Here is a 22,779-nt window from a genome sequence, read left to right as displayed (position 1 = left end):
CAGAGGAGAGTGACCCATGAGTACTGCATACCGCGACTTCCATCTCCAGCCGATCGCCGGCGAGTGGCGCGAGGGCACAAGCGATCGCCGCACCACGGTGACCAACCCCTATGACGGCAGTGCGCTGCTCGATATCCGCCTGGCGGATCGCAGCGACCTGGACGCCGCCTTCCTGGCGGCCGAGAAGGCCCAGGCCGAGTGGGCAGCGACCCCGCCGGCCGAGCGCAGCGCCCTGTTGCAGCGGGTGGTGGAGATCTTCGACGCCCGCAAGGAGGAGATCATCGACTGGCTGATCCGCGAGTCGGGCAGCACCCGCCTCAAGGCCAACGTCGAGTGGGGCGCGGCCCGCGGCATCACCCAGGAGGCCGCCAGCATGCCGGGGCGCGTCCACGGCATGACCCTGGCCTCCAACGTGCCGGGCAAGGAGAACCGCGTCTATCGCAAGCCGCTGGGCGTGGTGGGGGTGATCAGCCCCTGGAACTTCCCGCTGCACCTCTCCCAGCGCTCCATCGCCCCGGCGCTGGCGCTGGGCAATGCCGTGGTGGTCAAGCCGGCAAGCGACACCCCGGTCACCGGCGGCCTGCTGCTGGCAAGGATCTTCGAGGAGGCCGGGCTGCCCGCGGGGCTGCTCAGCGTGGTGGTGGGCGCCGGCAGCGAGATCGGCGACGCCTTCGTGGAGCACCGCGTGCCGAGGATGGTCTCCTTCACCGGCTCGACCCCGGTGGGGCGGCGCATTGGCGGGATCTGCAGCGGCGGCGAACATATCAAGAAGGTGGCCCTGGAACTGGGCGGCAACAGCCCCTTCGTGGTGCTCGACGATGCCGACCTCGACCAGGCGGTGAACGCCGCGGCGATGGGCAAGTTCCTGCACCAGGGCCAGATCTGCATGGCCATCAACCGCATCATCGTCGACGAACGCCGCTACGACGACTTCGTCGCGCGCTTTGTGGAGAAGGTCAAGGGGCTCCGGGTCGGCGACCCGAACGACATGGAAACGGTGGTCGGGCCGATCATCAACGCCAGGCAGCGCGAGGGCCTGGAGGCCAAGATCGCCACGGCCCGGCAGGAGGGCGCAACCGTGCTGCTGGAGGGCGAGGTCGACGGCCAGCTGGTGCCTCCGCACGTGTTCGGCGACGTCACCCCGGAGATGGAGATCAGTCGCGAGGAGATCTTCGGCCCGCTGGTCGGCATCCAGAAGGCCCGCGACGAGGCCCATGCCCTGACGCTTGCCAATGCCAGCGAGTATGGGCTCTCGAGCGCGGTGTTCACCGCCGACCTGGCGCGAGGCGCCCGCTTCGCCCAGGGCATCAAGGCGGGCATGACCCATGTGAACGACATGCCGGTCAACGACGAGGCCCATGTGCCCTTCGGCGGCGAGAAGAACTCCGGCCTCGGCCGCTTCAACGGCGACTGGGCCATCGAGGAGTTCACCACCGACCAGTGGATCAGCGTCCAGCATTCGCCGCGCGCCTACCCGTTCTAAGCACGACCGACGGCCCTGCCACCCCTCGCCATGGGATGGCAGGGCGAGACAACAAGAGAGACAACACCCGATGAAGTATCCGACAACTGCCTGGCTGGCCGCCCTGGGCGCCAGCCTCGCCGCCACGCCCGCACTCGCCGTCAACGGCCATTACGTTCCAGGCATCGAGGGGCTGAGCGCTGCCGCCGCCCCACCGGAAGGCCTCTACTACCGGGGCTACCTGATGCACTACGACATCGACAGCTTCCGTGACTCCAGCGGCGACGCCGCACCCGGGCGTAACACGGGGTCGGTCAACGCCTGGGCCCATCGCGTCATCTGGATGACCGGCCAGCAGTTCCTGGGCGCCGACTACGGGGTCGAGGCGATCGTGCCGATGCTCGATATCGAGCTCGACCTCGATGTCGCCGGCGGCCAGCGCTTCGAGGACGACGGCCTCGGCGACGTCTTCGTCGGCCCGGTGATCCTGGGCTGGCACGGCGAGCAGTGGGACGCCACCTTCGCCGCAGGCCACTGGTTCGACACCGCCGATTTCGAGGCCGACAACCCGGCCTCGGTGGGTAAGGGCTATGGCACCACCATGCTCACCCTGGGCGGCATGTGGCACCTCGATGCCGAGCGGCGCTGGAACGTCTCGGCACTGTCGCGCTACGAGATCAAGACCGAGCAGGACGTGACCGGCATCACGCCGGGAGACAGCTGGCTGGTGGAGTGGGGCCTCGGCCACCGTCTGGAGAATGGCCTGGAGCTTGGCCTGGTGGGCTATGACGCCTGGCAGCTGGAGGCCGACGAAGGCGCGCCGACCACCGCCAAGGCCGAGCGGCACGCCATCGGCGTCGAGGCGGGCTACCTCTGGCCCACGGCCGGGGTGATGCTCAAGGGCGCCGCCTACCACGAGTACGATGCCGAAGGCGGCGCACTGAAGCGTGAGCTCGAAGGCGAAGGCGACGCCATTCGCCTGCAGCTGACCAAGTTCCTGTGAGCCTTTCCGGGCGGCCACCGACGTGGCGGCCGGGGGCATCACCGGAGCACTATCGACCCCGCTCGGCCGCCGGCCGGGCGGGGCCTTCGAGGGAGGAGAGTATCCATGCAGATTCAAGCGGCCGTGACCCCGGCGCAGGGGAGTGACTTCGCGTGGCAGGCGGTGGAGCTCGCCGAGCCCGCCCTGGGCGAGATCCGCGTGCGTATCGTGGCGACCGGTGTCTGCCACACCGATGCCGTGGCCAGGGACCTCGGCATCGCGCCCTTTCCCATCGTGCTGGGCCACGAAGGCGCCGGGGTGGTCGAGGCCCTCGGCGAGGGTGTGACGGGGCTCGAGGTGGGCGACCATGTGGTGCTGTCGTTTGCCCACTGCGGGCGCTGTGGCCACTGCCTGACCGGCCATCCCACCGTCTGCGATACCTTCAACGAGCTCAACTTCGGCGGGGCGATGGACGACGGCGGCCACCGACTGGCACGTGACGGCGAGGCACTGGCCACCTTCTTCGGCCAGTCGTCGTTTGCCACCCATGCCGTGGTCAGTGCCCGCAATGCGGTGAAGGTGGACCCCGAGGTGGACCTGGCGCTGCTCGGCCCGCTGGGCTGCGGCATCCAGACCGGGGCCGGCACCGTACTCAACCGCCTCAAGCCCGAATTCGGTTCCAGCCTGGTGGTCTACGGCTGCGGCGCCGTGGGGCTTTCCGCCATCATGGCGGCCAGCATCGCCGGCTGCCGGCACATCATCGCGGTGGATGTCCACGACAGCCGCCTCGAGCTGGCCCGGGAACTGGGCGCCACCCATGCCCTCAACGGCAAGCGCGAAGAAGTGGTCGAACGTATCCGGGAGATCACTGGTGGCGGCAGCGAGTTCGCGGTGGAGACCACCGGGGTGCCGGCGGTGGTGCGCCAGTCGCTGCAGGCGCTGCGCCCGCTGGGTGTTTCGGCGATCGTCGGCGTCACCCCCGAGGTGACCCTGGACGTGCACCAGGACCTGATGGCCGAGGGCAAGTCGATGATCGGGGTGATCGAGGGCGACTCCGTGCCGCGGGTCTTCATCCCGCAGCTGGTGGCCTACTACAAGGCGGGGCGCTTCCCCTTCGACAGGCTGGTGAAGTTCTATGCGCCCGAGCAGATCAACAAGGCCTTCGAGGACTCGAAGAACGGCACCACCGTCAAGCCGGTGCTGAAGATCGACTGACCTGCATCGAGACGAGATGGCATGCGCTTCGGGGCCGCCACGGCCGCCGCCCGACAGCCTACCAGCAACGAAGGGGGCGGCATCTAGGGATGCCGCCCCCTTTCCATTCTGCAGGGCGTCGCTGTCCGAGCGAGGCTAGCCCAGGTAGGCGAGCGCCCCGGCGGCCATGGCCTCGATGCCGGTGCGCAGGGTCACGGCATTGCCCGGGAAGTAGTAGGGCGAGTGGGGCATCTCCAGGTGGCGCATCTTCTCCGCCACGCCGTTGCCTGGCGTGGCCTGCCAGCGCTCCTCGGGGGTCGCCCCGATGAACCAGTAGACGTAGGGGATATCCTCGCCACCGAAGCCCCCCGCCTGGGCATTGCCGAAGTAGGGAAAGTCCTCGCTGCCGTTGAGGCGCGGCATGGCGTAGAGGTTGGCCTCGCCGAAGTGTTCGCCGTGGGCCTGGCGCACCCGCTCGACCGTGGCGGGATCGTTGTGCAGGGCGAGGGTCTCGTTGAGCACGCGGAATTCCGGCGGCGTCGGGGAGCGGCCCGCCTCGCACTCGGCGCGGATGATGCGCTCGATGGCCTCCACCACCTGGCGGTGCAGGGCGTTGTCGAAGCTGCGGATATTGATCTCGAGCTCCGCCGAGTGGGGAATGATGTTGGCCTGGGTGCCGGCATGCAGCTTGCCGACGGTGACCACCACGGTCTCCTCCGGTGGCACCTTGCGGGAGACGATGGTCTGCAGGCGCGTGACCACATGGGCGGCGATCACCACCGGATCCACCGTCTGGGCCGGCATGGAACCGTGACCGCCGGCGCCGTGGATGGTGACGGCCAGGTTGGTACAGGCGGCCATGGCGCCGCCGGCACGATGCCCCACGGTGCCCGCCAGGGCCGGCATGTTGTGCTGGCCGAGGATCACGTCCGGCCGAGCGAAGCGTTCGTAGAGGCCGTCCTCCAGCATGGCCCTGGCACCGCCGAAGATCTCCTCGGCCGGCTGGCAGATCAGCATCAGGGTGCCGGACCACTGGTCCTTGAGCCCGGCCATCACGGCGGCGGCCCCCACCACGCAGCTGCTGTGCAGGTCGTGGCCGCAGGCATGCATCAGCGGGACCGTGCCGCTCTCGGTCTCCGCCGTCCGCGTGCTGGCGTAGTCCAGGCCGGTCTCCTCCTTGATCGGCAGGGCGTCCATGTCGCCGCGCAGCATCACCGTGGGGCCCTCGCCGTTGCGCAGCAGGGCCACCACACCGGTGCCGCCCACGCCACGGGTCACCTCGAGGCCGAGATGTTCCAGCGCCTCGGCGAGCCGGGTACTGGTGGCGTGCTCCTGGAAAGGCAGCTCGGGATATTGATGGAGCTGGCGATAGAGCGCCTGGACCGTCTCGAAGGCCGCGTCGGCCTGGGCGCCGATCGCCTCTTTCAGGTCGGGATCTTGGGCGTGCATGGTCATGAGAGTCTCCGTATCCATCAAGAAGGTTGGCGGGCCGCGGACGGGTCCCGGGAAGCCGGCTGGCTGAAGTGCTGGCTGACGGCAACGACGAGGAGGTTGAGCAGGATCGCCCAGACCCCGGCATGCCAGCCCAGCGGGGAGCTCCAGATGAACTCCATCAGCAGATAGGCCAGGCTGCCGATCAGGGCACCAAACATCACGCTGGCGCGGCGCAGGCGCGGGAAGAACAGTGCGCCGATCACCATCGGGAACAGCTGGACGAGCAGGCCATAGGCCCCGAGCAGCAGCATGACCAGCGAGGCGGGGTTGATCAGCGCAAAGAGATAGGCGATCAGCGACAGCCCGAGCACGCTCCAGCGGGTGGCAGATACCGAGGCCTTCTCGCTGGCCCCCTTCATCACCGTGGGGCCGAAGACATCGCGTACGAGCACCACGGCCGCGGTATGGGCCAGGTTGGCCCCGGTGGACATGGCGGCTGCCAGCGCGCCGGAGAGCATCAGGCCGATGACCCAGGGCGAGAAGTTGGCCACATCCATCACCATGCGCAGCAGCACGGTATCGGCACGCGCCAGGGGCTCATCGGCGAACACCAGGATGCCGGCGAAGCCGATGAACAGCAGCGGGACCAGCAGGTATGCGTAGAGCGGGTAGAGCGGATAGAAGACACTGACCTTGCGCAGGGACTCGCCGCTGTCCGCGGAGTAGAACTTCATGAACAGGTGCGGCCACATGGCGCCGCCGAAGGCGCTGACCAGCACGGCGGTACTGAAGTAGCCCCAGCTCATGTCGGTGGCGCCCGGCATGGTCAGGTACTCGGGGGCGGCCTGCTGGAGCTGGGCGAACATCTCGCCGACGCCGCCATAGAGGCGTTCGGGAATGGTGAGGCCGAGGAACCAGGCGATGGCGATCATCATGATGCCCTGCATCAGGTTGGTCCAGCCGATACCGCTCAGGCCGCTGGCGAACACATAGGCGGCCACCACGAGGAAGGCCAGCAGGGCCCCCAGCCAGAAGGGTACCAGGCCATCGGTGGCCGCCTGGAACAGCAGGCCGGCCCCGGCGATCTGGATGGTCAGGTAGGGCACCAATGCCAGCACGCCGATGACCCCGGCCAGGATACCGAGCGGCTTGCTGCGGTAGTGGTCGGCGATCATGTCGCCCTGGGTGAGGTAGCCGCGCTCGCGTCCCAGCTTCGCCACCCGCGGACCCAGGGCCCAGATGGTGATGGGCACCAGCGACAGGTAGGCGAGGATATAGAAGCTCGGAGCCATGCTGGTAGGCCCAGCCCGGCGCACCGAGGAAGGCGAAGGCGGAGAAGATCTCCGCACCGAGAATGAAGAACAGGATCACCACGCCGACATGGCGGCCGCCGGCGACATAGCCCTCCAGGCTGGAGCTTTCCTGGTTGCGCGCCCGCAGGCCGACCCACAGCACCGCGGCGAGGTAGGCCAGCGTGATGCCGACCACGATCACTGAATCACTCATGGCGGCCACCTCCGTGACGTACGACGAAGGCGATCCACATGCCGACGAAGAGCACCAGCATCCACAGGATGTACCAGAAGAACAGGAAGGGCAGGCCCAGCACGGTGGGCTCGATGCGGTTGGCGATCAGGGCGCCGGGCCAGATCATGGCCAGGGTGCACACCGCGAAGTGCAGCCCCGTGAGGAGGTGATAGGTCTTGTTCATGGAGGGAGTCCAGCTCGCACACGGCGAGACTTGTTATGGGTTGTCCCGAGACTATGAAACCCTTCGAGCGATAGAAAAAATATAGGTTTAGTATTGCTGACATGCCGTATTGATATGGATAGAGTCGGAGGCACCCTGTATCTGTCGGCGAGGCAACCATGGAATTCCGCCAACTCAGCTATTTCATTGCCGTTGCTGAGACCGGCTCCATCTCCGCGGCCAGCCGCCAGGTGCACGTCGCCCAGCCGGCGCTGACTCGGCAGGTTAGACTATTGGAGGAGGACCTGGGCACTCGACTGCTGGAGCGTCATGCTCGTGGGGTCAGCCTGACGGTGGCCGGCCAGGCGCTCTACGACGAGGCCGTCCAACTACTCGACAGGCGTACCCGGATTCGAACGCGACTCTCGGCGCTGGGCCAGGGGCTGATCGGCAAGGTCAGCCTGGGGGTCACGGTGACCCATCTCTGGGTGCCGGAAGTGGCCAGCCTGCTGAGGCGCTATCGCGATCGCTATGCCAAGGTCGCCTTCGAGGTCTTCCCCCTGCTGTCGGGGCCCCAGCTGGAGCGGCTGCGGGAGGGTAGCCTGGATGCCGGCATCCTCTACCTGGACAGTGCCGAACAACCCGGCCTCGAGACCCGCCTGCTGCAGCAGGACCACCTGATGCTCGCCGTGCCTGAAGCTTCCCAGTGGGCCAGAGAGCCACCACGCCGCCTGCGAGAGCTGAACAATGCCGACTTCGTATGGGGCTTCCGCAGCGTCTCACCGGTCTACTACGACCGCGTGATGGCCCACTTCGCCCGCCTGGAGTTCGAGCCGCGGGTGGTGCAGTACGGCGCCGACAACATCACCATCCTCAGCATGGTGGCCGCCGAGCTGGGGATCGCCATCGTGCCCTCGGCGAGCAGCGCCCACCCCATGCCCGGCATCCGCTTCCTGCATCTGGAGGAACTCACCGCCTGCGACATGCCGCTGTGGCTGGCCTGGCGGTCGAGCAACGACTCGCCGGCCCTCCACAACCTGGTCGGCCTGGTCGACCAGGTGTTCGGGGAGGGGGACGTTTCCTCCCCGGGCCAGGCGGGCTAGGCTGGCCTGCCTGGTACGACAGACGAGAAGGATGACGTGATGCGCCTGCGCTGCCGATTGCGCCTGTCATTGATGATTCCGTTCGTGCTGCCCCTGGTCCTGCTGGCAGGCTGCGAGGAGACCCCGACCGGGCGCTCCCAGCTGGCCCTAGTGCCGGACACCCTGATGGAGCAGATGGGCGGGAATGCCTTCGACCAGCTGCGTCGCGGCCAGCCGGTCTCCCGCGATGCGGCCGTCAACCGCCGGGTGCAGTGCGTGGCCCGTGCGGTGGTGGCTTCTGCCGAGGCGCGCTACCCGGCCGGCGACCGGCCCGGGGCCTGGGAGGTGGTGGTCTTCGAGGATCCCTCCCCCAACGCCTTCGCCCTGCCGGGGGGACGCATCGGTGTGCATACCGGCCTGCTGCGGGTGGCCGAGACCCCGGCCCAGCTGGCGGCGGTGATCGGGCACGAGGTGGGCCATGTGCTGGCCGACCACGGAAACGAGCGTCTCACCCAGCAGCTCGGCATCAAGGCCGTGCTACTGCTGGTGGGGTTTTTCGGGGAGGGGGATCTGGGTCAGCAGCAGCTGATGCAGGCCCTGGGTCTCGGCGCCCGGCTCGGCATCAGCCTGCCGTTCAGTCGCGCCCACGAGGAGGAGGCCGACCTGATGGGCCTGGCGATCATGGCGCGAGCGGGGTTCGACCCGCAAGAGAGCGTGGCGCTGTGGCGCAACATGGCAGCCACCGGCGGTGGCCAGCCTCCCGAGTTCCTCTCGACCCATCCGGCCCACGGCTCGCGCATCGAGGCACTTCAAGACGCCATGGAGGAGGCCATGGCGACCTACCGCGCCACCACCCCGGCCGACTGCGCCGGGTAATCGTGGCGGGCCTGCTCGGGACGTCGGCAAGGCCGGCACGCGGCGACGAAGTCGTCCAGGCCGGAGTCCCCCATGGCCAGGGGGTGGTCCCGACGCATCAGGCAGACATAGCGCTGCACGAAGAGCCCCTGCTGGTAGAAGCTGGCGCCGAGCTGGGGGATCAGGCCGATCGCCAGGTCGATCCGGCCATCCTCCATCTCCCGCTTCAGGTCCTCGTTCTGGCTGCGTACGGTGCTCAGCCGGATGCCGGGCGCCTGCTCGACTTCCTACTGGAATATATGCACAACACCCCCAGCCGCCTGCGGGTCAACTACCTCCACGAGACGCTCAAGGTGACGGTGCCCGAAGACCCCGGCGAGCGCGTCACGGTGAGGCTCAAGACACCGGAGGGCGAGAAGAGCGTTCGCGCCAGGTACGTGGTCGGCTGTGACGGTGCGCACAGCGTGGTGCGCGAGTCCATCGGCCGTGTGCCCCAGGGCCTCGGCGGACTGGACGTGCTGGCGGTGACCGACTTCCCGGACATCCGCTTCAAGTGCACGATCCAGTCCGCCGAGGCGGGCAACATCCTGCTGAACCCCGAAAGGGGCCGATCCCGACGCGATCTTCGACGTCCACGGCATCATCCAGCAGTCCCACCTGGAGGTGGACTGGGCCGACATGCATGCGCTGCTCAAGCCCCACAAGGGAGCCCTCGGGCTCCAGGACTACCAGAAGGCCCACGCGCCGGTACTGGGGACCGACCAGGACATCTTCGACCTGCGGGGCATCGACCGAGGCGCTGGCGCGCTGGTGGTGGTGCGCCCGGACCAGTACGTCTCGCTGGTGCTGCCGCTCGACGGTGTCGACGAACTCGACGCCTTCTTCTCCCGTTTCATGGTGGAGCCGAGCTGAGACTGAGGTAATCGCGCTTCACCCGCGATAGGAAGGGATGGGCCGGCATGTGACGATTCCGGTCTACCCCGTCTTGCTCTCGGAGCATCCAGTAAGACCAAAGTCGCTTTTCGCCTTAGAGGAGGGTGGTTTACCTTCGAGTCAGTGAAGCGAACTGATGTTCACTCTGCGAACGGACGCGCGAACACGATAACGATACCCGGAGGATGACCATGAAGACCAAGTTCACCGCCTGCCTGCTGGCCGCGTCCATCGCCGGCCTAGGAGCCGTTTCTGCCCAGTCGGCCACCACTTTGCGCATGGCCCACTTCTGGCCGGGCGCCTCTGGCGTCAACCAGGAGATCTTCGAGGAGTGGGCGGCTACCCTCGAGGAGGAGTCCGACGGTGAGCTCAGCGTCGAGATGTTCCCCTCCGGGACCCTGGCCAAGCCCGATTCCATCTACGAGGCGGTAGGCAACGGCATCGCCGATATCGGGGCCACCGCCCAGGGCTATACCGCCGGGCGTTTTCCGCTGTCGCAGATCGTCGAACTACCTGGAGTCGCGACCACCGCGACCCAGGGCGCCTGCGTGCTGCAGACCCTCTATGACGAGGGGCATTTGGACAGCGAATATGAGGACACCCGTCCGCTATTCTTCTTCACCACCGGCCCGGGCGGTATCCACACCATCGATACCGACGTCCAGGAGCCCTCCGATCTCGAGGGGCTGCGCATCCGTCGCCCCACCGCGGTGGCCGGCGAGATGCTCGAGAACATGGGGGCGAGCCCGGTGGGCATGCCGGCCCCGGACATCTACACCTCCATGCAGCGTGGCGTCATCGACGGCCTGAGTTTCCCCTGGGAAGGGCTGAAGGGGTTCCGGATCAACGAGCTTGTCGAGTACCACACCGAGGTGCCGTTCTACACCCTGATCTTCGTGGCCACCATGAATCAGCGCACCTATGACGGCCTGAGCCCCGAGCAGCAGGAAGTCATCGACGCCAACTCCGGCATGCGGTGGGCCGAGAATGCCGGCGAGGTCTTCGACCGTCTCGACGTGGAAGGCAAGCAGGAGGCCAAGGACGCCGGCCACACCATCCGCGAGATCGAGAATCCTCTGGAGGATCCGGACTGGCAGAAGCCGCTCCAGGACGGCATCGACAACTACCTGGCCGAACTCGAGGAGCGCGACCTGCCGGCCCGCGAGGTCTACGAGGCCGCCCTGGCGGCCAGCGAGTCCTGCGCCGCCGAACAGGGGTAAGGGGCATGCAGTTCACCCTGGAACGGGCCAGCCAGTGGCTGGCCCTCCTGTACTCCGAGGCGACTAATTTGTAGGTATCTGCAGTGAATTAAAGGACCAGATTACTCAACAGGCACCCAAAAGCGACGGACCTTTCGGGTCCGCCGCTTTCCAGTAGGGGGGCAGCTGTCAGGCTTCGCACTCTTCCTTCAACTGCATTGCTCGCGCATAGACGTCCTCGGCGTCGCCGCCGACTTCCTCCAGATAGCGGTCGATGGTCTCCTGAAGCACGGGACCCCAATCGTCATGCTCGAGCGGGTCGTCGATAACCAGAAACTCGTGGCCAGCGTCCTTGGCATCCTGACGGCCCTGGGTGATCAGCTCGTCATAGACCGCGGCAGCCTTCAGCGACCACTCCATGCCACTGTGGTCATCGATGACCTGTTTCAGATCATCAGGCAGGCTATCGTAGGTACGGCTGCTCATGGTAGCGATCAGAGACAAGTCGTAGAGCGGGATTTCGGTGTGATACTCGGCCAATTCGTTGAGTCGGAAGGTCTTCATGCCTTCCCAGTTGAAGCTCAGCCCATCAACCACTCCACGCTGCATGGAGGTGAAGACATCCGGTGCGGGCATGCCCACCGCCTGGGCACCGAGACGCTCGAGCATATCGCCGACCACCGAGGTGGGACGACGAATGCGCATTCCCTCTAGATCAGCCGGCGACTCGATGAGCTTCTCCTTGGTATGCAGGTAGCCGGGCCCCGTGGTGAACATGAACAGCGGTCGCGTGTCGTCGTACTCACCGCCAATGTGGCTCTCATCGTAAAGTGATTGCAGGATGCACGAGCCTTGGCGACTGCTATCGGAAACACCAGGCAACTCGATGATCTGCGTTTTCGGGAAGCGGCCGGACGTATAGCCTTGGGCCGTGGCGCCCACGTCGGCGATGCCGGTAACCACGCTATGGTAGGTCTGGTCTGACTTGGCCAGCGTCTGGCTGGGATAGATTTCCACCTCGAGCTGGCCATCGGAGGCCGCCTCCACGCTCTCTCCCCAAGCTTGGAACAATTCCTTGTCGATCAGCGAGCCACCAGGCCAGACATGCGCGATCCGAAGGGTCGTGCTCGCCTCGGCTAGGGTAGTAGCGGTCAGCGTGAGAGCAATTGCACTGCTTACTGCGGTCTTGGTGAGATTCATAGGGGATCTCTCTCGTTGTGATTGTCGTATTGTTGGTTGCCATTGATGGCATGTTTGGGGCGGTATCTCAGAGATCCAGCACCAGGGTCTTGCTCTTGGCTCGTGAGCAGCAGGGGGTGAACTGGTCGTTCGCCGCATGCTCGTCATCGTCCAGGTAGAGGTCGCGGTGGTCCGGTTCGCCCTCGAGGACCCGCGTCAGGCAGGTGCCGCACACCCCCTGTTCGCAGGACACCATGACCTCGATGCCGTTGTCCGCCAGTACTTGGTGCACGGTCTTGTCGGCGGGCACCGTGAAGCTGGCACCACTGCTGGCGATCTTGACCTCGAAGCTGTCGTCCTCGCTGGTATCGGCCTCGGCGCCGGCGAAGTACTCTATATGCAGCTGGTGGCTGTCCCAGCCATGGGCCTTGCAGGTCGACAGCACGAAATCGATAAAGCCCTTCGGGCCGCAGATATAGACCAGGGTCTCGGGGTCGGGTGTGCCGATCAGCGGCTCCAGGTCGAGCTTCTGATCGGGATCACCGTCATCGAAGTGAAAGTGCACGCGGTCGGCGAATTCCCCCTGGCGAATGCGCCCGAGAAAAGCCGTGCGGTCGGGCGATCGATTGCAGTAGTGCATCTCGAAGTCGGCGTCGGTATGCGCCAGGCGTTCGGCCATGCACAGGATCGGTGTCACGCCGATACCCCCAGCGAACAGCAGGGTGCGCTTGGCGTGTTCCAGCGGGAAGTGGTTCTTGGGTGCGCTGATCTGGATCAGGTCGCCTTCCTGGATCTCGTCGTGCATGGCGATCGAGCCGCCGCGCGAGATGGGGTCGCGCAGCACGCCGATCTGATAACGATCGCGTTCCTCGGGGTGGTTGCACAGCGAGTACTGGCGAACCACCCCCGGCTTGACTTGCACATCGATATGCGCACCGGCGCCGAAGGCCGGCAGCGGCCGCCCGTGGGGGTCGGCCAGTTCGAAGGTGACGATATCCTCGGCCTCCTGGCGCTTGCTCTTGACCTCAACGATCAACGAGAGGGAGCTGGGAATGCTCATTTTGCAGCCTCCCGTGATCCGCTCGGCGTGTCGGCTTCCTCGGCCAGGATGCGGTCGATGATCCGCCGGGCCTGGACGCCGCCCCCGTCGATATTGAGCTTGAGCAGCTGACGGTCGGGGTACTTGAGCAGGTTACGCTGCTGGGACTCGAGCATCTCCAGGTCCTCGGCAAAGATCTGACCCTGCCCCTCGCGGATCTTGTCCGTGAGCGCCTCGTCCTCGGGCTTGAAGTGGCGAGCCATTCCCCAGAAGTACCAGATCGAGGTGTCGGTCTCGGGGGTGATGAAGTCGACCACGATGCTCGAGGCCTTGAGCTCGGCCGGGGCCTCGTAGCCGCCATGACCGGCATGCGCCACGCCGACGTCGATGTGCACGTGGCTGGGCGGGGTGAAGCGGCATACCTGCCAGCGGTCTACCGGCACGTCGTCGGCCAGGCCCATGCCGCGCAACGCGGCCTGCCAGAAGGGCGGTGCCGGGATTGCCTCCATGGTGCGGCTGGTGATCACCTCGTCGTCGTTGACAGTGGTCTCGGGAGCGGCTTCCTCGATCTCCGGCTGGCCGATGCTCGAGGCATGCACGTAGGTCTCGTGGGTCAGGTCCATGAGATTGTCGATCATCAGCCGATACTCACAGTTGACGTGGTAGAGACCGCCGCCATAGGCCCATTCCGGGTCGTGAGCCCAGCGCAGTTCTGGGATCAGTTCGGGATCGGCCTTGGTCGCGTCGCCGGGCCACACCCAGACAAAGCCATGGCGTTCCTCCGTGGGGTAGGCCCGAATGCTGGGGAAGCCGCGTACCCGCTGGCCGGGCATGCTGGAACACTTGCCATTGCAGGCCATCTCCAGGCCGTGGTAGCCGCACACCAGCTTGCCGTCGCGCACGAAGCCCAGCGACAGCGGGGCGCCACGGTGGGGGCAGAAGTCCTCGACGGCGGCGACCTTGCCTTCGTCCCCGCGGAAGAAGACCATCGGTTCGTTGCAGATGGTGCGGCCCAGCGGCTTGTCGTCGAACTCGTCGGGGGTGCAGGCGACATACCAAGTGTTCTTGGGGAACATGAGCTTTCTCCTCTTTGTCACGGCGTTGCTGGCGTCGTTGCGTTTGGATCCAAATTAGAGACCTTTCGGGGTTTTGTGGTCAAGTTATACCTTTGTTGGATCCATTCAGGCGTGCTGATGGATCTTCAACCTCGGTATGGGGAGGTCAAGTGAGCAGTAGCGGTGGGGACAGCGTGATCAGCCGGCTTCGCAAGTTGATCAGCGACGGCGAGTATCAGCCGGGTGATCGAATCGGCGAAGTGCGCGTGGCCCAACAGCTCGGCGTGTCGCGGACGCCGGTACGACTGGCTTTTCGCACCCTGGAACAGGAGGGCTTGCTGGAGCGAGCCGGTAAGCGTGGCTTCAGGGTGCGAGAGTTCAGTGCAGCAGATGTGCTCTGTGCTGTTGAGGTGAGGGGGGTGCTTGAGGGCTTGGCCGTGCGACGCCTGGCCGAGCGAGGGTTAGATGACAGTCTGGACGAGCTCTTGAGTTTTTGGATCCAGAAAGGCCGGGAGCTGCTGGCCAAGGGACATCTGGAAGAAGTCGATGTTGGCCGATGGGGCGACATCAACCACAGTTTCCACGAGGCGCTTGTGGCCGCGGCGGGGAGTCCGGTGATCGGTGATGCCATTGCCCGCAATAACCACCTGCCATTCGCCGCCGCAGACTCCATCATCATCGATACGGAGGCGCTGGATCGCGAATATCGCAAGTTGCTTCAGGCGCAGCTGCAACACGAGCTGGTACTCCAGGCGCTTCGCTGTGGGGAGGGTGCTAGGGCCGAGATGCTGATGCGTGAGCATGCCTTCATCGGGTTGCGCTATGTTGACCTTCTCGGGATGGAGCCGGTGTCGTTATCCGGTACGGATGAGTGATCGATTGGATCCCTTACGACCAAAGTCTCTCTGCACGACGGCATAGTCTGAGTTAGTCTTCCGCTTGGTACGAACTTGTGTTCACTATGCGAACTGATGCATGCAGAATGCCGGAGGATCCTTATGCAGACGCAGTTGGAACGGGCCAGCCAGTGGCTGGCCCTCTTGTGCAAGCTGGTCGCCGGCATTGCCCTGGTGGGGCTGCTAGGGGTGACCATCGCTGATGTTGGCACCCGCTATCTGTCTCGGCTCACCGAGGGGGCCATCGCCCTGCGCGTCTCCGGCAGCGTGGAACTGGTCAGCTACCTGATGCTCTTCTCCCTGCTGGCGGCCATGGCCGCCAACGTGGAGAAGAGCCAGGTGGTGGTGGAGGCCTTCTCCCATGGCCTGTCGCCCACCATCAAGAACCGCCTGCATGGCGTCTACCTGCTTGGGTTCACGGCCCTGGGGCTGGTGCTGTTCCTGGGGCTGCTCGAGTCGGCGGCGTCGGCCACCCGGCATGGCGAGGTGACCCAGGACCTGCGAATTCCCATGGGCCCCATCTACTACGCGGCCGCCGTGCTCAGCCTGCTGCTGGGGCTGCGCAGCCTGATCCATGCCGTGCTGAATGCCGTCTTCGGTGCCGAAGGGGAGGTCTCCCATGGGGAGTGAGATGATTGGCGCCATCGGCCTGGGCCTGCTGCTGGTGTTGATGGCGCTGCGGGTACCGGTGGCGCTGACCATGCTGATCGTCGGGGTAGTGGGCTTCGCCCAGGTGATCAGCTGGAGTGCGGCCATCTCCCAGCTCAAGACCGTGCCGGTGGAGGTGCTCTCCAACTACAGCTTCAGCGCCGTACCCATGTTCATCCTGATGGGCGTGCTGGCGGCGCATTCCGGCATGGCCGGCAAGCTCTTCAACTCCGCCCGGGTGATCTGCGGCGGCTGGAAGGGGGGGCTGGCCATCGCGGCCGTAGGCTCCTGCGGCATCTTCTCGGCGATCTCCGGCTCTTCGCTGGCCACCGCCAGCACCATGACCCGGGTCGCCCTGCCGGAGATGGAGCGCTACGGCTACAACCGCGGCCTGGCCACCGGGGCACTGGCCGCCGGCGGTACCCTGGGGATCATGATTCCGCCCTCCATTGCGCTGCTGATCTACGCCATCCTCACCGAGCAGTCGGTGGGCGACATGTTCATGGCCGGCCTGGTGCCAGGGCTGATGGGGCTGGTGATGTACGCCCTGACAGTCACCGTGATGATGCACCTCAAACCCTCGCTGGCGGTGGCCGGCGAGCCCACCGCCTGGCGGGAGAAGCTGGTGTCGATGACCGGCCTGGTGCCCTTCTTCGCGGTCTTTCTGGTGATGATCCTGGGGATCTACTTCGGCGCCTTCACCCCCACCGAGGGGGCCAGCGTCGGCGCCTTCGCCACCCTGCTCTATGCACTCGCCAAGGGCATGCGCGGAGCCGAGCTGTGGCGCAGCGTGCAGGAGACCCTGGCGCTTTCCTCCGTGGTGTTCTTCATGCTGGTGGGGGCCGAGACCCTGGGCTACTTCATCTCGGTGTCGCGGATCTCCTTCTCGATCACCGACATCCTCTACGGCATGGAACTGGCGCCGATCGTGGTGGTGCTGTGCATCCTGCTGCTCTACTTCGTGCTGGGGATGTTCATGGACTCGATCGCCATGCTGGTTATCACCGTGCCGGTGGTGTTCCCGATCATCCAGTCGCTGGGCATCGACCCGGTGTGGTTCGGCATCATCACCGTGCTCACCGTGGAACTGGGCCTGATGACGCCGCCGGTGGGCATGAACGTCTTCGTGATCAAGGCCATGGCCCCCCACGTGGGGCTGGGGGAGATATTCAGGGGCGTGGCACCTTTCGTGGTCTCCGACCTGCTGCGGCTCACCCTCTTGATCCTCTTCCCGGTGCTCTCCACGATGTTTCTGATCTGATTGACTGCGTTTGGCGGTTCACCGCGCCCTCGGTACAGCAAGCCTGGCCGAGGGCGCTTTTGTATCGGGACTAAGCCTCCGGCTGGCGCCGGCGGAAGTCCCGGGGCGAGAGGCCAGTGAGTCGCTTGAAGAAGCGGGTGAAGTAGGCTGGCTCCGAGAAGCCCAGGGAGTCGGCGACCTGGCCGATGGTCATGTTGGTGTAGGTGAGCTGGCGCTTGGCCTCGAGCAGCAGGCGCTCATGGAGCAGCTGCAGGGCACTGCGGTTGGCAAGGCGCCGGCACAGCAGGTTGAGGTGGGCGCTGGTCATGCCCATCTGCTCGGCGAACCGCTCGATGCTGGGCTGCTGGCGGAACTGTCTCTCGATCAGCGCCTGGTAGTTCTGCAGGTGGGCCAGCCCTCGGTGCTGGGGTTGCGGGCGTTTCGTTGTGCTGGCAGCAGCGCGCTTGTCGACGAGGCGCGAGATCTCGATGAACAGTGCCTCGGTGAACGCCTCAAGCAGCCGCTCGCGGCCGGGTGCCGGGTGGCGATACTCCTCTCCGAGTTGGTCCACCAGGGTGGCGATGCGCCCGGCCTGCCGGGTTCCCTCGAGAGGGTATGCGGTGGCCCGGGACAGCACCTCGGCCTGGCCACCCAGGCGCTCTTCCAGCCGCTTGGCCAGGGGGTTGGCCAGTGTGATGATATGGCCCTGGGTATCCGACGAGAAATGGAAGCCATGAATGCTCATGGCTGGCACCACGATGACCAGGGGGGCGTCATGGGCGTGCAGGCTCCCCTCCAGCTCCAGGCTGACTCGGCCGGAAGACAGGTGAAGCAGGTGCAGGAGGTCGGTATGGCGATGCGGGCGGATTCTCCAGTCGTGCAGCCGGCTGCGTTCGGGAATCGATTCCCAGTGGAGCAGGTCCGGCGTCGGCCAGTGGCGTGTCTCGCCATACAGCTTGAAGACGGGGACAGCGGCGTTGGACATCGGGCCTCCGGTCAGCGCTTTACGACTAAAGTCGGCCATGCGTATTGGGATTGTCCAATTAACTCTGCCAATATTGCCTTATATGGGCGTGGGTTTCAGTGAAAAATACAATCCACATAGCGAACAGATGTTCACCACTGCCTAACAACGGAGCCTCCCCATGAAGACACAGGTCGCGATCATCGGCGCCGGTCCCTCGGGCCTGCTGCTCGGCCAGCTGCTCAGCCGCCAGGGCATCGACAACGTCATCCTCGAGCGCAAGTCCGGCGAGTACGTGCTGAGCCGTATCCGTGCCGGCGTGCTGGAGCAGGGCATGGTCGACCTGCTGCGCGAGGCGGGTGTCGACAAGCGCATGGACGAGGAGGGCGAAGTCCACGACGGCGTCGAGCTGGCCCTGGACAATCGCCGCGTGCGCGTCGACCTGGCCGGGCTCACCGGCGGCAAGACGGTGATGGTCTACGGCCAGACCGAGGTGACCCGGGACCTGATGGAGGCTCGCGAGACTACGGGCGGCACGACCCTCTACGAGGCGGACAACGTCCAGCCCCATGATCTCGAGACCGACCGCCCCTATGTCACCTTCGAGAAGGATGGCGAGACCCATCGCCTGGAGTGCGACTACGTGGCCGGCTGTGACGGCTTCCACGGCATCTCGCGCAAGTCGATCCCCGAGGGTCGCATCAAGGAGTTCGAGAAGGTCTACCCCTTCGGCTGGCTGGGCCTGCTCTCCGACACCCCGCCGGTCGCCGAGGAGCTGATCTACGCCCGCCACGAGCGTGGCTTCGCCCTGTGCAGCATGCGCTCGTCGACCCGCAGCCGTTACTACATCCAGGTGGGTCTGGACGAGAAGGTCGAGGAGTGGTCCGACGAGCGCTTCTGGGAGGAACTCAAGCGGCGGATTCCCGACGAGGTGGCCGAGAAGCTGGTCACCGGGCCTTCCATCGAGAAGAGCATCGCGCCGCTGCGCAGCTTCGTGGTCGAGCCCATGCAGTTCGGGCGCCTCTTCCTGGTGGGCGATGCCGCCCATATCGTGCCGCCCACCGGCGCCAAGGGCCTCAACCTGGCGGCCAGCGACGTCAACACCCTCTATCGGCTGATGGTGAAGGTCTACCAGGAGGGTCGCACCGACCTGATCCCCAACTACTCCGAGACCTGCCTCAAGCGCATCTGGAAGGCCGAGCGCTTCTCCTGGTGGATGACCTCCATGCTGCACAAGTTCTCCGAGGAGGAGGACTTCAATACCCGCATGCAGCAGGCCGAACTGGACTACGTGACCAACTCCGAGGCCGGACTGACCACCATCGCCGAGAACTACGTGGGCCTGCCCTACGAGTCCCTCGAGTAGCGCGACCGCTCGCGCACATTACTTCGAGACCCGGGCCCGAGGGCCCGGGTCCTGTCGTGGGCGGTCACCGGCGGCCGGACAGACGGCATGGCGCCGGTGCCTCAGGGATAGCGCCCGCTGCGGCGGTTCTCCACCAGCACCTCGAGGATGGCGTTGGCCTCCTGCATCACGGGGGAGGGGGCCTCCCCGCGGCGGCGGCTGCAGATGACGGGGGTGGTGATGCTCCTGTCGGCGAGATAGACATAGCTGATGCCGTCGCGCTGCACGCGCTTGACCTGTTCGGGCACCAGGCTGATGCCGATCTCCGAGGCCACCAGGCCCAGCGCCGTCTGCAACTCGTTGGCTTCCTGCACCACCTCTACCTTCAGCCCCTGGCGGCGGAAGAGCCCGAGCACCATGTCGGCCATGCTGGGGCGTGGCTTGGCGGGAAACAGGATCAGCGGGTAGCGGGCGAGCTGCTCGAGGGTCGGGGTGGAGCCCTCCAGCGGATGGCCGGTCGGTAACACCGCCATCAGCGGCTCGTCGAACAGCACCTCCTGCTCCACGTCCGGGTCGTCGATCCTGAGACGACCGAAGCCCATGTCGATACGACCCGCCTTCAGGGCCTGGATCTGCTGCACCGTGGTCAGCTCGGCCAGGCTCAGCTCGATATTATCCTTTTGTCGTAAGTCGCGGACCAGCAGCGGTAGCTGGCCATAGAACACCGACGGCACGAAGCCGATGCCGAACATGACGCGCTTGCTGCGGGCCATGCGCCTTGTGGCCTCCAGGGTGGCGTCCACCTTCTCGAGTATCTGGATGGCGTGCTGCCGGAAGAACTGCCCAGTGGTGGTCAGGCGCAGGCCGCGGGAGCCTCGCTCGAACAGCTCCGCCCCGACTTCGTTCTCCAACTGCTTGATCTGTCGGGATAAAGGCGGCTGCGACATGTGCAGCCGCTCGGCGGCACAGGTCAGGTTGAGCTCCTCGGCGACCACGCAGAAGTACCTGAGATGGCGCAGTTCCATGATACCTCCTGGGTATGGCAGGGCACCCAAACAATATTGGTTCGGTCTTCCCGCTGCAATCAGACTGCCATGCAATCACCAGATTCCCGGACTTCGGAGCCCCCCATGTCATCCGTGATCGAAAGCATCGAGACGCTGCTGGTCGACCTGCCAACCATCCGCCCCCACAAGCTCTCCATGACCACCATGGCCTGCCAGACCATGGTCATCGTGCGGATGCGTCACAGCGATGGCATCGAGGGCCTCGGCGAGGGCACCACCATCGGCGGCCTGACCTATGGCCCCGAGAGTCCCGAGAGCATCAAGACCAATATCGATGCCTACCTGGCGCCGCTGCTGATCGGCCAGCCCTCGGGCAACGTCCATGCATTGCGTGCCCGGTTGAATCGCCAGGCCCGCGGCAACGCCATCGCCAAGTCAGCGCTGGAGACCGCGCTGCTCGACGCCCAGGGCAAGCGCCTGGGCCTCTCCGTGGCCGATCTGCTGGGCGGCGCCCGCCAGACCCACCTGCCGGTGCTCTGGACCCTGGCCAGCGGCGATACCCAAAAGGACATCGACGAGGCCCTGCTGCGCCTCGAGCAGCGTCGCCACTGCGACTTCAAGCTGAAGATCGGCGCCAACCCGGTGGACCAGGACGTGCGCCACGTGGCCGCCATCAAGGAGGCCCTGGGCGACCGGGCAAGCGTGCGGGTCGACGTCAACCAGGCCTGGGACGAGTCCACCGCGGTGCGCGGCATCCAGGCGCTGCAGGACGCCGGCATCGAGCTGATCGAGCAGGCCATTCCCGCCCGCGAGCATGCCGGCCTGATCCGCCTGGCCAACCGCTTCAACGTGCCGATGCTGGCCGACGAGGCGGTGCAGGACGCCCGCGACGGGCTCGACCTGGTGGCCGGCGGCTTCAGCGGGGCCTTCGCCCTCAAGATCGCCAAGTCCGGCGGGCTGCACGGCGTGCTGGAGCTGGCCCATGTGGCCCAGGCCGCCGGTATCGGCCTCTACGGCGGCACCCTGCTCGAGGGCAGCATCGGCACCACCGCCTCGCTGCACGCCTGGGCGACGCTTCCCGAGATGGCCTGGGGCACCGAGATGTTCGGCCCGCTGCTGCTCAAGGACGACATCGTCGCCGAGCCGCTCAACTACCGCGAGTTCGGTGTCGACCTGCCCCAGGGCGCGGGGCTCGGCATCACCCTGGACGAAGACAAGCTGGCCCACTACGCGCGCCGGTAAGGCCCGCTCGAAAGCGGCCGCCATCAATCGTTATCGGGCCAGTCCCGAAGAGAGGAGGAGGACATCATGCTGTTTCAGGTGGAAATGACCGTCAAGCTGCCGCCGTCCATGCCAGCGGAACAGGCCGCCGAGATCAAGGCGACCGAGAAGGCCTACTCCCAGGAGCTGCAGCGCTCCGGCAAGTGGCGCCACCTGTGGCGCGTGGCTGGCAGCTACTCGAACGTCAGCATCTTCGACGTCGAGGACAACGCCGAGCTTCAGGAGCTGGTCAGCAACCTGCCGCTCTTTCCCTACATGGAGATCAGCGTCAAGCCGCTGTGTCGCCACCCGTCCTCCATCCGCGAGGACGACGCCTGAGTCACGGATGAAGCACGCCAGTCCGCTGCGGGACTGCACCAGATAACGATCGAGGATAACCGACCATGACCGTGAAGATTTTCGACACCCCCGAGGTCCAGGACTTCCTGACCACCGTCGCCGGCTTCGACCAGGACGGCGGCAGCGAGCGCGCCAAGCAGATCATACACCGCCTGCTCTCCGACCTGTTCCGGCTGATGGACGACTACGACGTCAGTGCCGAGGAGTTCTGGTCCGCCGTCAGCGTGCTCAACGCGCTGGGCAATGGCACCCAGTTCGGCCTGCTGGCCCCGGGGCTGGGCTTCGACCACTACCTGGACATGCGCATGGACGCCGCCGACCGCGAGCGCGGCCTGCTGGGCGGTACCCCGCGCACCATCGAGGGCCCGCTCTACGTGGCCGGCGCCCCGGAGGCCGAGGGCTTCGCGCGCATGGACGACGGCAAGGACCAGGACGGCGAGACCATGTGGCTGACCGGCCAGGTGCGTGACGTCGACGGCCACCCCGTCGCCGGCGCCAAGGTCGAGATCTGGCACGCCAACTCCAAGGGCGGCTACTCCTTCTTCGACCCGACCCAGTCCGAGTACAACCTGCGCCGCAGCATCTTTACCGATGCCGAGGGCCGCTACACCGCGCGCAGCATCATCCCCTCCGGCTACGGCTGCCCGCCGGACAGCCCGACCCAGCAGGTGCTCGACCTGCTCGGCCGTCACGGCCAGCGCCCGGCGCACATTCACTACTTCATCTCCGCCCCGGGCCACCAGCACCTGACCACCCAGATCAACCTGGCGGGCGACCCCTACACCTTCGACGACTTCGCCTTCGCCACCCGCGAGGAGCTGGTGGTGCCGGCCAGCCGCATCGAGGACCCGGCCGAGATCGCCCGGCGCGAGCTGGACGGCCCCTTCTCCGAGGTGGTGTTCGACATCGAGCTGGCGAAGACCGACGCCCCCGAGCTGCAGGTGCGCCACGCCCG

General features: G+C 66.0%; 23 protein-coding genes and 1 pseudogene. 15 read left to right on the top strand and 9 right to left on the bottom strand.

Features of this window, described 5'->3' with window-relative positions:
- Positions 1-16: 16 nt before the first annotated feature.
- The 3 genes from QLQ86_RS17560 (at position 17) to QLQ86_RS17550 (ending at position 3,659) form a co-directional block, all read left to right on the top strand.
- Positions 17-1,483 carry an aldehyde dehydrogenase family protein gene (locus QLQ86_RS17560; RefSeq protein WP_282817811.1) on the top strand — a complete coding sequence of 489 codons (1,467 nt, stop codon included), beginning with the start codon at positions 17-19 and terminating at the stop codon, positions 1,481-1,483.
- A gap of 70 nt (positions 1,484-1,553) precedes the next feature.
- Positions 1,554-2,465 carry a SphA family protein gene (locus tag QLQ86_RS17555; protein ID WP_282817810.1) on the top strand — a complete coding sequence of 304 codons (912 nt, stop codon included), beginning with the start codon at positions 1,554-1,556 and terminating at the stop codon, positions 2,463-2,465.
- 105 nt (positions 2,466-2,570) lie between these two features.
- Positions 2,571-3,659, top strand: a complete 1,089-nt coding sequence (locus QLQ86_RS17550) for an NAD(P)-dependent alcohol dehydrogenase (protein WP_282817809.1) — start codon at positions 2,571-2,573, stop codon at positions 3,657-3,659.
- Positions 3,660-3,794: 135 nt separating this feature from the next.
- Here the strand turns inward: QLQ86_RS17550 and QLQ86_RS17545 are convergent, their stop codons facing one another.
- The 3 genes from QLQ86_RS17545 to QLQ86_RS17535 all read right to left on the bottom strand — a co-directional run bounded on the left by QLQ86_RS17545 (position 3,795) and on the right by QLQ86_RS17535 (position 6,783).
- Complete coding sequence (locus QLQ86_RS17545; RefSeq protein ID WP_282817808.1) at positions 3,795-5,093, bottom strand: amidohydrolase; 1,299 nt, start codon at positions 5,091-5,093, stop codon at positions 3,795-3,797.
- 17 nt (positions 5,094-5,110) lie between these two features.
- Positions 5,111-6,364, bottom strand: a complete 1,254-nt coding sequence (locus QLQ86_RS17540) for a sodium:solute symporter family protein (protein WP_282817807.1) — start codon at positions 6,362-6,364, stop codon at positions 5,111-5,113.
- Positions 6,365-6,570: 206 nt separating this feature from the next.
- Positions 6,571-6,783, bottom strand: coding sequence for a hypothetical protein (locus QLQ86_RS17535; protein WP_282734325.1), 213 nt, complete (start codon positions 6,781-6,783; stop codon positions 6,571-6,573).
- Between the two features lie 158 nt (positions 6,784-6,941).
- On the opposite strand from QLQ86_RS17535, the gene QLQ86_RS17530 reads away from it, so the two are divergent.
- Both QLQ86_RS17530 and QLQ86_RS17525 read left to right on the top strand, forming a co-directional pair.
- Positions 6,942-7,865 (top strand): LysR family transcriptional regulator, encoded by a 924-nt coding sequence (locus QLQ86_RS17530; RefSeq protein ID WP_282817806.1) that lies wholly within the window; start codon positions 6,942-6,944, stop codon positions 7,863-7,865.
- Between the two features lie 39 nt (positions 7,866-7,904).
- Entirely contained in the window at positions 7,905-8,720 is an 816-nt protein-coding gene (locus QLQ86_RS17525; RefSeq protein WP_282817805.1) for a M48 family metallopeptidase, read from the top strand.
- On the opposite strand, the gene QLQ86_RS17520 is transcribed toward QLQ86_RS17525, so the two are convergent.
- Positions 8,684-8,929 carry a type 2 periplasmic-binding domain-containing protein gene (locus QLQ86_RS17520; RefSeq protein WP_282817957.1) on the bottom strand — a complete coding sequence of 82 codons (246 nt, stop codon included), beginning with the start codon at positions 8,927-8,929 and terminating at the stop codon, positions 8,684-8,686. The two genes, QLQ86_RS17525 and QLQ86_RS17520, sit on opposite strands and share 37 nt — an antisense overlap.
- Positions 8,930-8,998: 69 nt before the next feature.
- Here QLQ86_RS17520 and QLQ86_RS17515 point away from each other — a divergent pair.
- From QLQ86_RS17515 to QLQ86_RS17505, 3 genes and pseudogenes are all read left to right on the top strand, one after another.
- A pseudogene (locus QLQ86_RS17515) lies at positions 8,999-9,247 on the top strand (FAD-dependent monooxygenase); the annotation flags it as partial.
- 73 nt (positions 9,248-9,320) lie between these two features.
- Positions 9,321-9,611, top strand: coding sequence for a hypothetical protein (locus tag QLQ86_RS17510; protein ID WP_326521291.1), 291 nt, complete (start codon positions 9,321-9,323; stop codon positions 9,609-9,611).
- Between the two features lie 212 nt (positions 9,612-9,823).
- Positions 9,824-10,852: a TRAP transporter substrate-binding protein gene (locus tag QLQ86_RS17505; protein ID WP_282734322.1), complete on the top strand. Its 1,029-nt coding sequence runs from the start codon at positions 9,824-9,826 to the stop codon at positions 10,850-10,852.
- Positions 10,853-11,020: 168 nt separating this feature from the next.
- Here the strand turns inward: QLQ86_RS17505 and QLQ86_RS17500 are convergent, their stop codons facing one another.
- From QLQ86_RS17500 to QLQ86_RS17490, 3 genes are all read right to left on the bottom strand, one after another.
- Entirely contained in the window at positions 11,021-12,031 is a 1,011-nt protein-coding gene (locus QLQ86_RS17500) for a TRAP transporter substrate-binding protein (protein WP_282734321.1), read from the bottom strand.
- Positions 12,032-12,098: 67 nt separating this feature from the next.
- The gene (locus QLQ86_RS17495; RefSeq protein WP_282734320.1) at positions 12,099-13,070 is read right to left on the bottom strand and encodes a PDR/VanB family oxidoreductase; all 972 of its coding nucleotides are present in this window, start codon (positions 13,068-13,070) and stop codon (positions 12,099-12,101) included.
- Complete coding sequence (locus QLQ86_RS17490) at positions 13,067-14,125, bottom strand: aromatic ring-hydroxylating dioxygenase subunit alpha (protein ID WP_282817804.1); 1,059 nt, start codon at positions 14,123-14,125, stop codon at positions 13,067-13,069. Before QLQ86_RS17490 ends, QLQ86_RS17495 begins: the two co-directional genes overlap by 4 nt.
- A gap of 149 nt (positions 14,126-14,274) precedes the next feature.
- On the opposite strand from QLQ86_RS17490, the gene QLQ86_RS17485 reads away from it, so the two are divergent.
- From QLQ86_RS17485 to QLQ86_RS17475, 3 genes are all read left to right on the top strand, one after another.
- Entirely contained in the window at positions 14,275-14,979 is a 705-nt protein-coding gene (locus tag QLQ86_RS17485; protein WP_282734318.1) for a GntR family transcriptional regulator, read from the top strand.
- Positions 14,980-15,102: 123 nt separating this feature from the next.
- On the top strand, positions 15,103-15,630 hold the full coding sequence (locus QLQ86_RS17480) for a TRAP transporter small permease (RefSeq protein WP_282734317.1): 528 nt from the start codon (positions 15,103-15,105) through the stop codon (positions 15,628-15,630).
- On the top strand, positions 15,620-16,909 hold the full coding sequence (locus QLQ86_RS17475; protein WP_282734316.1) for a TRAP transporter large permease: 1,290 nt from the start codon (positions 15,620-15,622) through the stop codon (positions 16,907-16,909). The genes QLQ86_RS17480 and QLQ86_RS17475 overlap by 11 nt, the downstream gene beginning before the upstream one ends.
- Before the next feature lie 70 nt (positions 16,910-16,979).
- On the opposite strand, the gene QLQ86_RS17470 is transcribed toward QLQ86_RS17475, so the two are convergent.
- Positions 16,980-17,873 (bottom strand): helix-turn-helix domain-containing protein, encoded by an 894-nt coding sequence (locus QLQ86_RS17470; protein WP_282817803.1) that lies wholly within the window; start codon positions 17,871-17,873, stop codon positions 16,980-16,982.
- Between the two features lie 160 nt (positions 17,874-18,033).
- Here QLQ86_RS17470 and pobA point away from each other — a divergent pair, with 160 nt between their 5' ends.
- On the top strand, positions 18,034-19,218 hold the full coding sequence (gene pobA / locus QLQ86_RS17465; protein WP_282734314.1) for a 4-hydroxybenzoate 3-monooxygenase: 1,185 nt from the start codon (positions 18,034-18,036) through the stop codon (positions 19,216-19,218).
- Between the two features lie 101 nt (positions 19,219-19,319).
- Here the strand turns inward: pobA and QLQ86_RS17460 are convergent, their stop codons facing one another.
- Positions 19,320-20,222: a LysR family transcriptional regulator gene (locus QLQ86_RS17460; protein ID WP_282734313.1), complete on the bottom strand. Its 903-nt coding sequence runs from the start codon at positions 20,220-20,222 to the stop codon at positions 19,320-19,322.
- A 105-nt stretch (positions 20,223-20,327) separates the two neighbouring features.
- Here QLQ86_RS17460 and QLQ86_RS17455 point away from each other — a divergent pair, with 105 nt between their 5' ends.
- The 3 genes from QLQ86_RS17455 to catA form a co-directional block, all read left to right on the top strand.
- Entirely contained in the window at positions 20,328-21,446 is a 1,119-nt protein-coding gene (locus tag QLQ86_RS17455) for a muconate/chloromuconate family cycloisomerase (protein ID WP_282734312.1), read from the top strand.
- 66 nt (positions 21,447-21,512) lie between these two features.
- Positions 21,513-21,803 carry a muconolactone Delta-isomerase gene (catC, locus tag QLQ86_RS17450; RefSeq protein ID WP_106232437.1) on the top strand — a complete coding sequence of 97 codons (291 nt, stop codon included), beginning with the start codon at positions 21,513-21,515 and terminating at the stop codon, positions 21,801-21,803.
- A 65-nt stretch (positions 21,804-21,868) separates the two neighbouring features.
- On the top strand, positions 21,869-22,779 hold a 911-nt coding region (gene catA / locus QLQ86_RS17445), incomplete at its 3' end, for a catechol 1,2-dioxygenase (protein WP_282816692.1).

Source organism: Halomonas rhizosphaerae (assembly GCF_030012485.1).
Taxonomy (GTDB): Bacteria; Pseudomonadota; Gammaproteobacteria; order Pseudomonadales; family Halomonadaceae; genus Halomonas; species Halomonas rhizosphaerae.
The sequence above is the reverse complement of the archived record's forward strand: the minus strand, read 5'-3'. Positions and strand labels throughout refer to the sequence as shown.